The sequence below is a fragment of the Flavobacterium sp. WC2421 genome (assembly GCF_040822115.1).
GTDB lineage: Bacteria > Bacteroidota > Bacteroidia > Flavobacteriales > Flavobacteriaceae > Flavobacterium.
The window spans coordinates 237,413-252,689 of record NZ_CP162004.1 but is presented as its reverse complement, the minus strand read 5'-3'; the positions used below and the strand labels follow the sequence as shown (position 1 = coordinate 252,689).

13 protein-coding genes are annotated in these 15,277 nt (G+C 33.7%); 2 read left to right on the top strand and 11 right to left on the bottom strand.

All coding sequences use genetic code 11. The annotated features are described in order from the left end of the window. Positions 1-235: 235 nt before the first annotated feature. Positions 236-1,423, bottom strand: coding sequence for a pyridoxal phosphate-dependent aminotransferase (locus tag AB3G33_RS01145; RefSeq protein WP_367772017.1), 1,188 nt, complete (start codon positions 1,421-1,423; stop codon positions 236-238). Positions 1,424-1,507: 84 nt separating this feature from the next. After that, positions 1,508-2,602 (bottom strand): fatty acid desaturase, encoded by a 1,095-nt coding sequence (locus AB3G33_RS01140; protein WP_367772016.1) that lies wholly within the window; start codon positions 2,600-2,602, stop codon positions 1,508-1,510. 108 nt (positions 2,603-2,710) lie between these two features. Between AB3G33_RS01140 and rsmG the strand changes: the two genes are divergently transcribed. Together rsmG and AB3G33_RS01130 are read left to right on the top strand one after the other, a co-directional pair. Continuing rightward, positions 2,711-3,340 carry a 16S rRNA (guanine(527)-N(7))-methyltransferase RsmG gene (rsmG, locus tag AB3G33_RS01135; protein ID WP_367772015.1) on the top strand — a complete coding sequence of 210 codons (630 nt, stop codon included), beginning with the start codon at positions 2,711-2,713 and terminating at the stop codon, positions 3,338-3,340. 158 nt (positions 3,341-3,498) lie between these two features. Next, positions 3,499-4,620, top strand: a complete 1,122-nt coding sequence (locus tag AB3G33_RS01130; RefSeq protein ID WP_367772014.1) for a Gfo/Idh/MocA family protein — start codon at positions 3,499-3,501, stop codon at positions 4,618-4,620. 73 nt (positions 4,621-4,693) lie between these two features. Here the strand turns inward: AB3G33_RS01130 and pruA are convergent, their stop codons facing one another. From pruA to AB3G33_RS01085, 9 genes are all read right to left on the bottom strand, one after another. Further along, a complete protein-coding gene (gene pruA, locus AB3G33_RS01125; protein WP_367772012.1) occupies positions 4,694-6,322 on the bottom strand; it encodes an L-glutamate gamma-semialdehyde dehydrogenase in 1,629 nt (542 codons plus the stop codon). Positions 6,323-6,497: 175 nt separating this feature from the next. Further along, positions 6,498-6,884, bottom strand: coding sequence for a Co2+/Mg2+ efflux protein ApaG (apaG, locus tag AB3G33_RS01120; RefSeq protein WP_367772011.1), 387 nt, complete (start codon positions 6,882-6,884; stop codon positions 6,498-6,500). A gap of 79 nt (positions 6,885-6,963) precedes the next feature. Beyond that, positions 6,964-8,220 (bottom strand): DUF5103 domain-containing protein, encoded by a 1,257-nt coding sequence (locus AB3G33_RS01115; protein ID WP_367772009.1) that lies wholly within the window; start codon positions 8,218-8,220, stop codon positions 6,964-6,966. Between the two features lie 97 nt (positions 8,221-8,317). Next, the gene (locus AB3G33_RS01110; protein ID WP_367772008.1) at positions 8,318-9,151 is read right to left on the bottom strand and encodes a class I SAM-dependent methyltransferase; all 834 of its coding nucleotides are present in this window, start codon (positions 9,149-9,151) and stop codon (positions 8,318-8,320) included. A 137-nt stretch (positions 9,152-9,288) separates the two neighbouring features. Next, on the bottom strand, positions 9,289-10,107 hold the full coding sequence (gene map / locus AB3G33_RS01105; RefSeq protein ID WP_367755146.1) for a type I methionyl aminopeptidase: 819 nt from the start codon (positions 10,105-10,107) through the stop codon (positions 9,289-9,291). A 43-nt stretch (positions 10,108-10,150) separates the two neighbouring features. Beyond that, on the bottom strand, positions 10,151-11,548 hold the full coding sequence (locus AB3G33_RS01100) for a TolC family protein (RefSeq protein ID WP_367772006.1): 1,398 nt from the start codon (positions 11,546-11,548) through the stop codon (positions 10,151-10,153). Then, entirely contained in the window at positions 11,548-12,897 is a 1,350-nt protein-coding gene (locus AB3G33_RS01095) for an HlyD family secretion protein (RefSeq protein ID WP_367755142.1), read from the bottom strand. The genes AB3G33_RS01100 and AB3G33_RS01095 overlap by 1 nt, the downstream gene beginning before the upstream one ends. Positions 12,898-12,900: 3 nt before the next feature. Beyond that, entirely contained in the window at positions 12,901-14,565 is a 1,665-nt protein-coding gene (locus tag AB3G33_RS01090; protein ID WP_367772005.1) for a peptidase domain-containing ABC transporter, read from the bottom strand. Positions 14,566-14,572: 7 nt separating this feature from the next. Beyond that, positions 14,573-15,247: a TetR/AcrR family transcriptional regulator gene (locus AB3G33_RS01085; RefSeq protein WP_367772003.1), complete on the bottom strand. Its 675-nt coding sequence runs from the start codon at positions 15,245-15,247 to the stop codon at positions 14,573-14,575. Positions 15,248-15,277 lie beyond the last annotated feature (30 nt).

Genomic DNA, 15,277 nt, shown 5'->3' with positions numbered 1-15,277 from the left:
CCAATTCATAAATTATTTTCTTAATAATACTTATTATAGTCACAATCCGCGTGAGGGATAGTAGCGGCATCTCCCGATTTAGAAAAACAAGGCTTTTTAGCCGTAGTTTTTGTTAATCGGGAATACAGCGAATAGCACGACCCTTTTTGGGTCACGCCCAAAAAAAATACCTCAAGAAAATTTCCTGAGGTATTTAGATGTATAAAAGTCGGTTTGTAGACTTTTAGATGTTTTATTATAGTGCTAATGCATCTTTGATTCTTTTTAATGCTTCTTTCAATATCTCGTCGCTAGTTGCGTAAGAGAAACGGATACAGTCAGGGTTTCCAAAAGCATCACCTGTTACCGTAGCTACATTAGCTTCGGCTAATAGGTACATAGATAAATCCATTGCATTTTTGATTTCAGTACCTTTTAATGTTTTTCCGAAGAAAGAAGAAACGTCAGGAAATACGTAAAATGCTCCTTCTGGAACGTTGATTTTTACTCCTGGAATTTCTTTCAATAAACCAACTACTAAATCTCTACGAGAATGAAAAGCGTCAACCATGTGTTTCAAAACCGATGGATCAGCATCGACTGCCGTAATTGTAGCACGTTGTGCAATACTGTTAGCTCCTGAAGTTACTTGACCTTGAATTTTGGTACACGCTTTAGCGATAAATTCAGGTGCTCCAATGTAACCAATACGGTATCCTGTCATAGCAAAAGCTTTGGCAACTCCGTTTACAGTTATCGTTTTGTCAAACATTCCTGGGATAGAACCAATACTACAAAAAGTTCCTGAGAAATTGATGTGCTCATAAATTTCATCAGCAACAACATATACGTTAGGGTGTTTTTCTAATACTGCAGCAAGAGCTGTTAACTCCTCACGGTTGTAAACAGATCCTGATGGATTACAAGGAGTTGAGAACCACATCATTTTTGTTTTTGGTGTGATTGCTGCTTCTAGTTGCGCTGGAGTGATTTTGAAATCAGTTTCGATAGAAGTAGGAACTTCTACAGGAACTCCTCCAGATAATTTTACGATTTCGAAATATGAAACCCAGTACGGTGCAGGTAAAATAACTTCGTCACCATCGTTTAACATTACTTGTGCAATGTTGTACAAAGATTGTTTTGCTCCTGTTGAAACTACAATTTGAGATGGTTTGTACTCTAAATTGTTGTCTCTTTTGAATTTTCGGCAAATTGCTTCTTTCAAATCACCGTATCCTTCAACTGGAGAATAAGTGCTATAATTATCGTCAATAGCTTGTTTTGCTGCTTCTTTAATGAAGTCAGGTGTATTGAAGTCAGGTTCCCCTAAACTTAAACTGATGATGTCTTTTCCTTGTGCTTTTAATTCTCTAGCTAAAGCAGCCATTGCTAATGTTTGTGAAGTCGCTAGATTGTTAATTCTGTCTGAAAGTGGATTCATTAAAGTAGTGTTGAATTCCCTGTTTGTTAAAAAAGGGAGGTTAATTATTTGTTTATAGTTTTATTTTTGATGTAGAGATGTATTTTATATCATTTCGGGTTTCATGCCTAACTCTTTCAAATGTTTAAAGTGTGCAATAACCGCAGCACGCATTGTCTTGTATTCGTAATAAGGCAAGTTACATTCTAATGCTGTTTCTTTTACAATTTTGGCAATTTTTCCGTAATGTACATGACTGATGTTAGGAAAAATATGGTGTTCAATTTGGTGGTTTAATCCTCCAGTGTACCAGTTTACAATTGCGTTTCTTGGAGCAAAATTAGTAGTGGTGAATAATTGGTGAATGGCCCAAGTGTTATCCATTTCGCCTAATTCATTTGGTGATGGATTAGTCGTTTCTTCTACAACATGTGCTAATTGGAATACTACACTTAGTATTAATCCAGCCGTATAATGCATTACAAAAAATCCTATTAATACTTTCCACCAAGTGATACCAATAACGATTGGTAGTACAATCCAGATAGAAACGTAGATGATTTTAGTGATAATTAATGTGGTCCAAAGTATTTTTGGACTCTTGGCTTCTCCATAAGATAGTTTTCTTTTTAGGTAACTTCTCATTTGCTTGAAATCAGTTGTTAAAGCCCAATTAAAAGTAAGTAAGCCGTATAAAAACACGGAATAATATTGTTGGAAACGGTGGAAATTATGCCACTTTGCGTCTTTTGTAAAACGAATGATTCTTCCTGCATCTAGATCTTCATCATGACCTGGGATGTTAGTATATGTATGGTGTAACACATTATGCTGTACTTGCCAGTTGTGAACATTTCCGGCCAAAACATAAATGGTTCCTCCCATAAATTTATTAACCCAACCTTTGTTAGAATATGAACCATGATTTCCATCATGCATTACATTCATTCCTACTCCAGCCATTCCTATTCCCATAACAATGGTCAATAGAAGATGTGCCCAGAAAGGCATGTCCAATGTTAAAATCAAGAAGTAAGGAGCTAGAAAAACGGTAATAAGAATAATCGTTTTTAAATAAAGCCTCCAGTTTCCTGTTTTTTGGATGTTGTTTTCCTTGAAGTAATTGTTCACCCGCGAGTTAAGTGTTCTGAAGAACTTCAGTTTATCTTGTTTTGCAAATGTAGGTGCAGTATTATTCATAAGTAATTGTAATAAGTTCCAAAGATAATTATTAAAATTTTCAACTCTGCAAAATTGAGTTAAATATTTCAGAGTTAAAAATAGTACTTTTGTTAAAAAATTAGAACGATGGATGAGATTATTAAGTATTTTCCTTATTTAACTGAGATTCAAAAAGAACAATTCGCAAAATTGGATTTTTTATATCACGATTGGAATGAAAAAATAAATGTTATTTCTAGAAAAGATATAGACGCTTTATATACTAAGCATATTTTGCATTCACTTGGAATTGCAAAAGTTATGAAATTTGAACCAGGAACTTTTGTTCTCGATGTGGGCACTGGTGGAGGATTTCCTGGAATTCCTTTGGCGATTCTTTTTCCTGAAACGCGTTTCTTTTTGATAGATATAATTGCCAAGAAAATAAAAGTAGTTCAAGGAGTTGTTGATGCATTAGAATTAAAAAATGTAAAAGCAGAACAATTACGTGCTGAAAATGTGAAGGGAGACTTTGATTTTATCGTAAGTCGTGCCGTTACGAATATGCCAGATTTTGTTTCTTGGGTGAAAACCAAAATAAAAAAGCAACAGAAACACGCTTTGAAAAACGGAATCTTATACCTTAAAGGAGGAGATTTAACCGAAGAGTTGAAGGATTTTCCTAAGGCAACAGAATATAATTTAGCCGACTTTTTTGAAGATGAATTCTTTGAAACCAAGAAGGTGGTGCATTTACCATTGAAGTTTGTGGTTTAATACAATGAATTAACATTATATTCGAATATTAAATTCAGAAATAACTACCCCTACAAAGACTTTGTGTTTTTGTAGGGTTTCTTTTTTTATCCAAATTTTGTAACATTCGAAAGTTTCAACTGTCTTATTATTTAGCTGATAATTAAAACCGGAGAACAATGAAAAAAATATCTAGACGCACTTTTGTACATAATTTTGGTATTGGAGTTGGGGCAACAACAGTAATGGCATCATTGCCTTCATTTATGAGCTTGGCTGAAAATAATAGTGCCATTCATGACGAAAAAAAACTGAATATTGCTCTTATCGGATTGGGTCGTTATGCAGGATATTTAGCCGAGGGATTACAAGTTTCTAAATATTGTCGTTTAGCGGGAATTGTAACAGGAACACCTTCAAAAGCTGTAGATTGGGGAAAGAAATACAATATTCCAGAGAAAAATAAATACAATTATCAAAATTTTGATAGCATCATTCACAACAAAGACATTGATTTGGTCTATGTGGTTTTGCCTAATGCGATGCACAAGGAATATGTGATTAGGGCTGCAAAGGCAGGAAAACATGTTATTGTAGAGAAACCTATGGCAGTTACGGCTAGTGATTGTCAAGAAATGATTGACGCTTGCGAGAAAGCGGGTGTTCAATTAGCCGTTGGTTATCGTTTGCATTACGAACCGTATAATTTAGAGATGAAACGATTGGGTCAAGAAAAGGTTTTTGGTCAAGTGCGTTTAATAGAAACTTCTTTAGGTTATAATACAGGCGATACGATTGATTGGCATCAAAAAAAGGCATTGTCGGGAGGTGGGCCGTTGGTTAATTTAGGAATTTATTGCATTCAAGCGAGTCGCTATATACTGGGTGAAGAACCTATTTCGGTAACGGCGCAATTTGGCCCCATTACTAATAAAATTAAATATGCCGAGGTTGAAGAATCGATTACATGGCAAATGAATTTTCCAAGTGGAGCAGTTAGTAACTCCGCTAGTACTAATAATTGTGGAGTTGATAGGTTATTTGCATCGGCTGATGATGGTTTTTTTGAATTAAGTCCTGCTATAAGTTACGGACCATTTAAAGGAAGAACTAGTAATGGAGAATTGAATTTCCCTGAAATAAATCAACAGCAAACGCAACTTGATGAAATAGGAAAATTGATTTTAGAAAATAAAAAATTACCTAGTCATATTACTGGAGAAGAAGGAATAAAGGATGTCCGAATTATAGAAGCTATTTACGAAGCTGCCGAAACAGGCAAAAAAGTTTCTTTGATTTAAAATAAAAACCCACAAGAACACTATTGGTTCTTGTGGGTTTTGTTATTTTTAAAAGTACTTTAACTTTTGTTAATTATTCTCCCAAAAACGGGTATCTGTAATCAACTGGAGTAACAAAAGTTTCTTTGATTGTTCTAGGAGAAGCCCAACGCAATAAGTTCAATGGAGAACCTGCCTTGTCATTTGTTCCTGAAGCTCTTGCTCCACCAAATGGTTGTTGACCTACAACAGCACCTGTTGGTTTATCATTGATATAGAAGTTACCAGCAGCATTTTGTAATTTTACGGTTGCTACTTCAATTGCATAACGATCTTGACTGAAAACAGCTCCCGTTAATGCATATTCAGATGTAGTATCTACTAATTCCAGTGTTTCTTCCCATTTCGCATCTTCGTAAACGAAAATAGTCATTACTGGTCCGAATAATTCAGTTGCCATTGTGGTGTAATGAGGGTTTGTTGTTACGATAACTGTAGGCTCAATAAAATATCCCACTGATTTGTCGTAGTTTCCTCCAACGATGATTTCAGCATCTGCATCTTTTTTAGCTTGGTCAATAAAACCAGCTAATTTATCAAATGAACCTTCATGAATAACAGCTGTGATAAAGTTACCAAAATCTTCTGGAGAACCCATTTTCATTGATTTTACATCAGTGATAATTTGTTCTTTAATCGCTGGCCACAAACTTTGTGGTACATAAGCTCTAGAAGCTGCTGAACATTTTTGTCCTTGAAATTCGAAAGCGCCACGTACAATTCCAGTAGAAACTTGTTTCGCATTAGCGCTAGGGTGTGCAATGATAAAATCTTTACCACCAGTTTCTCCCACAATTCTTGGGTATGTTTTATAGTGGTGAATGTTTGTTCCAATTTTTGCCCAAATGTCTTTGAAAACATGAGTTGAACCTGTGAAATGCAATCCTGCAAAATCACGACTTGCAAGAACCGTATCCGTAACCATTAACGCATCACCAAAAACAACATTGATAACTCCATCAGGAACTCCTGCTTCTTTGAATACTTCAATAATAATTTGTGCTGAGAATACTTGGCTATCACTTGGTTTCCAAATCACTACGTTACCCATCATGGCAGCACTTGCAGGAAGATTAGCAGCAATTGCTGTAAAGTTAAATGGAGTAATCGCGTATACAAATCCTTCTAGGGGTCTGTATTCTAGACGGTTCCACATATCTGAAGTAGACGTTGGTTGATCTCCGTATATTTGAGTCATAAACTCTACGTTAAAACGTAAAAAGTCAATCAGCTCACAGGAAGCATCAATTTCTGCTTGGTGTATATTTTTAGATTGCGCAATCATTGTTGCAGCATTGATTCTAGCTCTGTAAGGTCCTGCAATTAGTTCAGCTGCTTTTAAGAAAATAGCTGCACGTTGTTCCCAAGCCATGTTTGCCCATGCTGTTCTAGATTCTAAAGCATTAGCAATAGCTTTCTCAACATGTGATTTTTCAGCAAGGTGGTATGTTCCTACAATATGTTTGTGGTCGTGAGGAGCCGACATGTTTTTTGTATTTCCAGTTCTAATTTCTTCGCTTCCAATATATAGAGGGACATCGATTTTAGAATTCCACATTTTAGTGTAAGCTGCTTGTACGGCTGCTTTTTCAGGTGAATTTGGTGCATACCCTTTTACTGGTTCGTTTACCGCTTTTGGTACGTGAAAAAATCCTTTTAGCATGATATTGTAATTTTTTAATCTGTTTAAATACAGATAAGATTAGACATTCAAAGATAGATAATTGCACTAAATGTTGCGAATAATTTATTGCACAACAAAAGTACAAAGGATAATTTAAAAAATTGATAAAGAAAGTATAAGAAAAACGAAATATATTCTAAAGAAACAAAATAGATTAATTTAAAGCAAATGGTGCACTTAATCTAAAGGTAGGAACAAATACTTTAAAGGGTTTTGTAGTAGTGAAATTAATCATATTGAAGTACCCTTTCATAGCTCCATAAGGCGAAGCTAAAAGACAACCAGAACTATACGTGTGAAGCTCACCAGGTTTTAAAACGGGTTTTTTTCCTATTATGCCTTCACCGTCAACTATTTCTATATCATTTAATGAATCAAAAATTTCCCAATGACGAGAAGTTAGTTGAACCGAATCCTTACTGTGGTTCTCAATTGTAATCTCGTAACTAAAGGCAAAATGAATCTTATAGTTTTTGAAGTAAGTGCCTTCAAAACTAGTCAAAACGGAAATTTTTATGCCTCTTGTAATTTGAGAAACCATCTTAAAGTATTTAATACGTGTTTAATAGCAACAAAATTACGAAATTTTGATTTTGTAGAGCTATTTTTCGCAATGTTTTTTAGTTTATGATGTTTATCGAACTAGCGGTTCCTTTGCCAATAACCTTGTCGTAGCGATCGGTATTTTCTCTGTAATATACTAAAACGGAGTAATTATTCTCGGTTTGATAAAAATTTCCATCTATTGCATTTTCATAATCGATGTTTCCTTTCGTATCAGATACTACATATTCATAATTGGTAAATCCTTGTTTTATTAGCAACGCTTTTTCATAAATCCCTTTTTTAGCATTGTAATCCATCTTGTATTCTGGGGCCAAACTATAGTTGTTGAACATCCCGTTGATGTAAATGTCTTTGTTTATTCTAAAAGTAGGTGCGGAAAGACTAAAATAAACCCATGCATAATCGGCTTCGATTTCATTATTTTCAGCATTGATATTACGAACTAGAAAACGACCATCTATATCTTCCCGTAAAGAGTAAGGGAAATTTGTTCGGGCGTTATTAGTATATAAATAGGCACCATAAATATCAGTGCTTGAATCCACACGAGCTACATTATTATTGGCCACTTTTATGTCTTTATTCTCAAAATATAAAAATTCATTTCCCGCCCAAAACTGGGTTTCCGTGTCGTATTTATAAATTAAATCGTTACCTATCGTATATTGAGGCACTATATTTTTAATAGCATTGTTCAACTTGTCATTTTGAAATAGTACTACTTTAATATTTTTTAAGGGATTTTGAAAGTTGATTGTAGTTGATTTTATAGAAAACTCTAGATTTTGTTTATATTCTAAATTGGCTACTGTTCGGGCTCTTTTTATTTGAATTGGAACGGTTACCAAGTCTTCGTAAAGAATAAATTTTCTAGAAAAAACAACTTCTTTATTTTCATTTAAAATCTTCAATATATAATTTCCGCTAAGTCGTAATTGTTGGGTGTATTGATTGGGAATGGAAAGATTGTAGTGAGAGTATATCTGTAAAGTATTAAAAGAATTACTGTAATCTTGAATTCTTTGGTTGTCGAATCCTAGTAAGTAATCGTTTTTTGGTATTTCTGAAGGTGCCCAATTGTAATCACAATGGATAATTTCATAGTAATAATCAGCTTCATTTCCGTATAAGTCATCAAATTGTAATTGAAACCCACTACCCAATTCAAAAACAGGAATTGTATTTTGATTATTTTGGATAAAAGAAACCGTCTTGATATTAAATGGGGGAGCAACTTCAGTTTCTACTTGAGCAGAAGCTGAGGTGATTATAAAAAGCAATATTATTTTTCGAAAAAAAGAGTAGAGCATGTTTTCTATAGTTGCTAGAATGTAAATATAAGAATTTAAGCCATACTAATAGCGTATCAAAGAGCATGCTAAACTATAAATAGTTTCCCCTTTTTACTTATTTGAAGCAAACTGGGATGATTTCTCCTTTAGCTAAACAGTATTTTTCTACTAATTCTAGTGCAATTGTATTGGTGTAATCTTCTTCGATTACTTTAAAACCAATGCTTCTTAACTTATCAAAATAATCCCGACCGTAAATACGTACATGATCGTATTGCCCGAAAATTTCAGCACGTTTTTTTTGATCTGTAATTGTATCGTCAGCAAAAGTTACCGCGCGTTTCAAATCTTGTGGGATTTGCAAAATAGCCATTCCGCCTGGTTTTAGTACGCGATACAATTCTTGCATGGCCTTTGTGTCATCCGGAATGTGTTCTAGAACATGATTACATAAAATAACATCGTACTGATTGTCCTCAAAAGGCAAATCACAAATATCTGCTTTTACATCTGCCAAAGGTGAAAATAAATCGGTTGTGGTGTAATCTAGATTTTTTTGGTTTCTAAACAATTTATAAAATGCTTGTTCAGGAGCAAAATGCAAGACTTTTAATGCTGAATTCATTTCAGTATCTCGTAATTTAATTCTGTTTGTATTTGTAACAGAGGAACCTGAAACGAGTTCAGGTTTAAAAAAATCAGTCTTTTCATTTAAGTACAACCATAATAAACGGTGTCTTTCTAAAGAAAGCGTACTTGGCGAAAGAACATTATTTCGTTGCGTTCCATACCCATACGGCAAGAAAGTTTTAAAACTTTTTCCGTCAATAGGATCAGTAAAAGCAGTTCCTTTTAAGGCCAAAGCCAAAACAGGTCTCGCTACATAACTTAAACGAATAAGAATAGGACGAGGGATGGTATTGAGTACGAGTTTGAATAGTTTTTTCATATTTATTTCGCAAGAATCTTTGTAAAAAAGTTTAAGTTTTACTTCAATGACCTTAAATGTCTTAAATGGTAAGTTATTTACAAACCATATAAGACATTTAAGGCCATATAAGTTTTTAATAAATTCGGATTTATATTTTATAAAACTAATGGCACTTTTCTAAATTCATCTTCTTCATTACTCACAATGCCTAATGCTTGATATACATAAGCAAACGTAGAAAGGATCTCTGGTTTGCCATCAATTAAAGCCACATCATGTTCAAAATGAGCACTTGGTTTCCCATCAGCAGTTAAGATTGTCCAACCGTCTTTTAATTGTTTGATATTTCTAGTTCCTAAATTAATCATAGGTTCAATAGCAACAACCATTCCTTCAACAAACAGTTTTCCGCGACCGCGTTTTCCGTAATTAGGCATCTCAGGATCTTCATGCATTTTTTGCCCTAAACCGTGTCCTACTAATTCGCGAACCACACCATAACCATGAGATTCTGTATATTTTTGGATAGCATTTCCAACATCTTCCACACGATTCCCAGCTTTAAATTCGCGGATACCTACGTACAAAGATTCTTTGGTAACTTGTAATAATTTTTTTGTTTCAGGAGAAACTTCACCTATTTCAAAAGAATAAGCGTGGTCTCCGTGGTATCCATTTTTAAATGCACCACAATCTACCGAAATCACATCACCGCTTTCTAGAGGCGTATTATTTGGAATTCCGTGAACTACTTGCGCGTTCGGGCTCATGCATAATGAGTTTGGAAAACCATATAAACCAAGGAAGCTAGGTACAGCTCCGTGGTCGCGAATGAATTCTTCGGCTAATTTATCTAAATGTAATGTAGTTACTCCTTCTTTGATTTCAGAAGCAATCATTCCTAATGTTTTCGATACGATTAAGGCACTTTCGCGCATTAACTCAATTTCTTCACGGGATTTAACTATAATCATATTTTCTAATTTTCAGTTGGCAAAAGTACGATTTTTAAATTATTTAATCAGGATTGGCCATAATTTTAAAAAGTTCAGCATTTGAGTTAAAATATCTGTTTTCTAAAGCTATTGAAGCCAGCTGAGCACTGATTAAACTGTTCTCTCTACTGTTTATTAAAAACAGGGAGCTTTCGCCAAAAGTAAACAAGCGTTCCTCTGATTTTAGCATCACAGTATAATCTTCGGCCAGTGTTTTAATAATTTTATTTTGTTTTTCCAGAGACTGAATTTCTATTTTTTGAGCACTTATTTTATTCGAAAGTTGCACGCGTTCTAGATTCAAAGTAAACTCCGATTCCTGAATTTTGTATTGTGCTAGTTTCAAACTCCCGCGTTCTTTTCGTAAAAACAAAGGAAAATAAAAGTTCAAACCAATTTTATAATTTTCAAATTGATAGTTGTCAATATAACTGGGTTCAGCGATATAAGAATAACCCACGTCAATTTTTGGCAGTAGCATATTCGCTTTTAGCTTTTTTTCCACAGTCAAAATTTCGATTTTGTTTTCAAGCGCATTAATTTTCGGGTGATTGTCCAATGTGAAATCAGAATTCACTAAATCATTTGTTTTTAATGTTTCTTGAATACTAGCATCCACAGCTATTTCTGGAATAAGACTATCAGCTAATTCTAGCGGAATCGAATTTTCTAACCAAAGAAAGTTAGATAACTCTAGCTTGGCTTTGTTCAATTTTAATTTAGAGTCCTCCAGATTAAGCAGTCTGTTTTTTACGCTAATTCCAGCCTCGATACTGTCTATAGCACGTTTATCACCTGCTTTTATCAATGCTTTTATACCGTTGAAACGAATTTGTGCATTGCTGCTGTAGGTTTCGTATAGTTTAACTTCATTATAGGTTTTCTTCCAGTTAAAATAGGCGATAGAGGCATCATACAAAACAGCGATTGCTTGTAATTTTCGTTCAGCTTGGCTCAGTTTCAACTGAATTTTTGCCTTGCGTACATCGGCCATTCTTTGATTGATAAACAAACCTTGTCCTAGTGGCACCGTGATTCCTAAAGAGGTTAAACCTTGGTTAGGCACTGTGTTTTCAGGATTTAAGTAAATTCCGTCATTGTTGTCAAAACCCGCTTTTATTTCGATTCCGTACCAAGTAGGGATTTTAAAACTGCTGTTTAGTATTGAATAATATTCTTTGTCTTTAAATTGTTTTTCTTTAAAATCAACTTCAATTTTCGGGTCAAATCCACCGCGTGCCATCATCAAATTAGCTTGTGCTTTATTGATTTCTAAGTTGGCTGTTTTTACTAGTGGATGGTATTTCTTGACATAGCCCAAAAACTCATTATAAGTAAACTCTTTGTAAGAGTTATCGTTTGGGGATTGTCCAAAAGCAACACATCCAAAGAATAGAAAAAGGATAAGAAGTTGTTTCATTATTTTTTTTCTTTAACTGTTTTTACGTCTGTTTTATAATAATTTGGTGGAAACCCATTTAAAATTCTCCATACTTCAAACCAGATAGGCACGGTGTCTAGTAAGGCAATAGTTTCGGCACCTGAACCAATACTTATTTTTTTAGGCCAAGGAGCTTCTTCTTTGTCTGGAGCAATTAGAATTCGGTATTTTCCATTGTCACTAATGAAGTTTTCGATAGCAACAATTTTGCCGCCAAAAGTTCCATAAGAAACATCAGGCCAACCTGAGAAAACGATTGTTGGCCATCCATCAAACCAGACTCTCACTTTTTCCCCTCTATTAATTAAGGGCAAATCTATTGGGTCAACATACGTTTCAACGGCAATGTCGTACTGTGCTGGCATAATGCTCACAATAGGCGTTCCTTCTTTTACTGTTTGGCCTATTCCTGCTTGTAACACTCTGTTTACATAACCACTTTGTGGTGCTTTGATATAGTACATTCCGTTTCTAATACTATAATTTGCATATTGATTTTCTAATTTATTTACTTGTGCTTCGGTATCAAATTGATTGCTCATAGCCGTGTATTGATCGCTTTGTGCTTTGGATACTTTCTCCGCGTATTCAGCAGTAATACGGTTGGTTTCTACTTTGGAATTGATATATTCATTTTTACTAGTTAGGAATTTATTTTCCTGAGTAATAATTTTAGCTTCTACTTCTTGAAGTTTCAATTTTTTATCCTCGACATCAGTCAGTGGTTTAAGACCTTCTTTATTCAACTGTACGGCACGATCAAACTGCGTATTTGCAATCTTAAGTTGGGTTTTTACCGCTACTAAATCCATACTATCACTTTTTATTTTTAAAAGCGACTGTTTGATTTTGTTTTGTGCTTGTTCTAATTTTAGTTTTTTTTCACTTTCAATATTCTGAATTTGACCTGTCATGGTTTTTACTTTAGAACCATATGACTCCAGAGACAATTTCTTAGCATTAACTTGTTTTTGAGTATTAGCCACTAAATTTGGGTCCATATAATCCTCTTTAATTTCAGATATGAAAAGGATAGTATCCCCTTTATTGACAAAATCGCCTTCTTGCACGTACCAGTTTTCTATTCGACCTGAGATAACACTTTGTATTGATTGCGGTCTTTGGTTGGGCTTTAAAGTAGTCACAGCCCCAGAACCTGAGATGTTTTGCGTCCAAGGAAGGAATAGAATTAATATTCCCAAAATAAAAAACAAGACGATGATTTTGTTTAAAATCTTTGAATTCGAATTCAAGTTCAGGTTTTTAATTGTATTGAATTTTTTTAAACTCGGTGAATTCGTTTTGTTATTGTCAGATATGTTTAGCATAACCTATAGTGTTTTTGAGTCGTGTTGAATACGTCCGTTTTGCATGATGATTTCTCGATTGCATTTAGTTTTCCAATAAGGGTTTTTAGAGGATACAATAATGGTCCATTGGTTTTCTTTGGCAGTAATAAAATCAATAGTTTCATTGGCTACTTTTTCATCCATAGTGTCGGTTGGATCCTCATAAAATAAAATTCTCGGTTTATGAATGATGCTTCTGGCCAACAGTATTTTTTGAGCATTCGATGATGAAAGTTGTCTTCCTTCCGGGAAAATTTTTGTTTCTAAACTTTCTGGTAGTGATTTAATGTAGGATGTTAATTGTAGCCCGTCAATTGCCCACTTTAAATCTTCTTGACTGATTGAGTCATCGTTAAAAGTGATGTTTTCATGGATCGTTCCTTCAAATGGAGTTTCGCCATAAATAACACTTCCTATTTGAGAACGGTATTGTTTCAAATCGATTTTTTTGAATGTATCATCGTTGATGTAAAAACTTCCAGTTGTAGGTTTTATTAGTCCCGATAAAATTCGGATTAATGTTGATTTACCTGAGCCGTTTTCTCCGTTGATTACAATGCGTTCACCCTGTTCAATTTTCAAAGAAATGTCATTCAGAATTGTATTTTTAGAATCCGGAAATTTGAATTTTACTTTTTCAGTTTCTAAAGTGATATCTGCATAGCAGAAATTAGTATTTTCGGTATCAAACTCTTCTTCTAAACTCAAGTCAGCTACTTGACCTATTTTCTCAACCGAGGTTAGTACATCATAAAATGTTTCAAGACCAAGAATGATTTTTTCTACGGAGTTTATTACTAATAATATGATAATTTCGGCGGCAACGAATTGCCCTATATTCATTTGTTGCGATACTACTAGAAACCCGCCTATAGAAAGTAAACTCGCTGTGATTATAATTTTGAAAATAATTAATTGAGTAAATTGTCTTTTGATAACATTAAAATGTTTTTCACGATAGTTTAAATATTCACTTACTAACTGATCGTTTTTTTGAAGACCATAATCAAAGTTGAGTTGGTTTCTAAAACTATAATTATTTCGAGCCATTTCTTGTAGCCATCCTGCTACTTTATATTTATTTTTTGATTCTTTTAAACTGGTTTCTAAACCTGATTTATAGGAAAGTTTAAAGATGAAGTAAAGCAAAATAATTAACATTATTCCAAATACTATAAAATAAGGATGGTATAACGATAGAAGAATAACACCAAAAGCAATTTGTAGTAAAGCCGCCGAAAAGTCAATTAGTAATTTTGATGTACCTTTTTGAATGGTCATTGTATCAAAAAAACGATTGGCTAATTCTGGGGGATAGGTATTGTACAGTTCTTCAAATTTAATTTTAGGTAATCGAACGGCAAATTCAAATGAAGAACGAACAAATATTTTTTGTTGTAAGTTTTCTGTAATTCGCAATTGCATTAAAGATAGAATTCCAACTAGTGCTACACCCATTACGACTAGAAATATCAATACAATCCAAGAGACACTTACGCGACCCGATTGTATAAAATTAATAATAGCCTGAATGCCTAAGGGAAGTGATAAACTGATTAGTCCAGCAAAAATGGCATAAAAAAATAGTTGGGTAATGTCTTTTTTGTCAAGTGCTAATAAGTTGTAAAAGCGTTTTAGTGGAGTCATGGCCTTTTTATTTTTTTAAAATAGTTGTGATAAGATGAATGTAAAAGTCAGTTGGGCTTATTTTTTCATTACAGTTTGTAATTGTTGTCAAGTGATCTTTTAAAAAATGCTGATGGAGTGCACCTTCTATTATATTTGAAGCTAGGCTTTTTGCAAATGGATAGTCAGGATTTACTTCAATGATTAAATTAACAATTCTATTAATTACTCTTTTGTAAATTAAAAAGAACCCTACTTTGTTCTCTTCATCTACTTCTTTAGTATGAAGTGTTTTTGTGAATTCAGAAATGATTATTTTATTTAAAATTAATTCATTGATGTGTTCTGTTTTTTCATCATCCTCAATTTTTTCAGTTACAACTGTGATCGCTTTTTTGAGTTTTTCAAATGGATCTTCAATATTATTTGTGGCAAAAAACAATTTATATTCCATCCAACTCCAGTACCATGAAGAAAGATAAACCAGTAATTTGTGTTTGTTTTCAAAATAGCGGTAAATAGAGCTTTCATTCGAGCCAATTTTTTCTCCTAATTTTTTAAAAGTGAAATTGTCAAAACCAATCGCGTCTATCAAAAGGATACTTTCTTGAATAATTTTTTTACCCAATTTTGATGTTTCTGGATCTTTTACATAGATGTTTTCGTTCACTTGTATTTTAATAGACGCGATCAAATCCTTCATAACTAATATTATTTAGTGCAAATATAATAG

Excerpts from the sequence above, each read along its gene's own strand:
- AB3G33_RS01145 (WP_367772017.1), bottom strand. The coding sequence starts at position 1,423 with ATGAATCCACTTTCAGACAGAATTAACAATCTAGCGACTTCACAAACA.
- AB3G33_RS01140 (WP_367772016.1), bottom strand. The coding sequence starts at position 2,602 with ATGAATAATACTGCACCTACATTTGCAAAACAAGATAAACTGAAGTTC.
- rsmG (WP_367772015.1), top strand. The coding sequence starts at position 2,711 with ATGGATGAGATTATTAAGTATTTTCCTTATTTAACTGAGATTCAAAAA.
- AB3G33_RS01130 (WP_367772014.1), top strand. The coding sequence starts at position 3,499 with ATGAAAAAAATATCTAGACGCACTTTTGTACATAATTTTGGTATTGGA.
- pruA (WP_367772012.1), bottom strand. The coding sequence starts at position 6,322 with ATGCTAAAAGGATTTTTTCACGTACCAAAAGCGGTAAACGAACCAGTA.
- apaG (WP_367772011.1), bottom strand. The coding sequence starts at position 6,884 with ATGGTTTCTCAAATTACAAGAGGCATAAAAATTTCCGTTTTGACTAGT.
- AB3G33_RS01115 (WP_367772009.1), bottom strand. The coding sequence starts at position 8,220 with ATGCTCTACTCTTTTTTTCGAAAAATAATATTGCTTTTTATAATCACC.
- AB3G33_RS01110 (WP_367772008.1), bottom strand. The coding sequence starts at position 9,151 with ATGAAAAAACTATTCAAACTCGTACTCAATACCATCCCTCGTCCTATT.
- map (WP_367755146.1), bottom strand. The coding sequence starts at position 10,107 with ATGATTATAGTTAAATCCCGTGAAGAAATTGAGTTAATGCGCGAAAGT.
- AB3G33_RS01100 (WP_367772006.1), bottom strand. The coding sequence starts at position 11,548 with ATGAAACAACTTCTTATCCTTTTTCTATTCTTTGGATGTGTTGCTTTT.
- AB3G33_RS01095 (WP_367755142.1), bottom strand. The coding sequence starts at position 12,897 with ATGCTAAACATATCTGACAATAACAAAACGAATTCACCGAGTTTAAAA.
- AB3G33_RS01090 (WP_367772005.1), bottom strand. The coding sequence starts at position 14,565 with ATGACTCCACTAAAACGCTTTTACAACTTATTAGCACTTGACAAAAAA.
- AB3G33_RS01085 (WP_367772003.1), bottom strand. The coding sequence starts at position 15,247 with ATGAAGGATTTGATCGCGTCTATTAAAATACAAGTGAACGAAAACATC.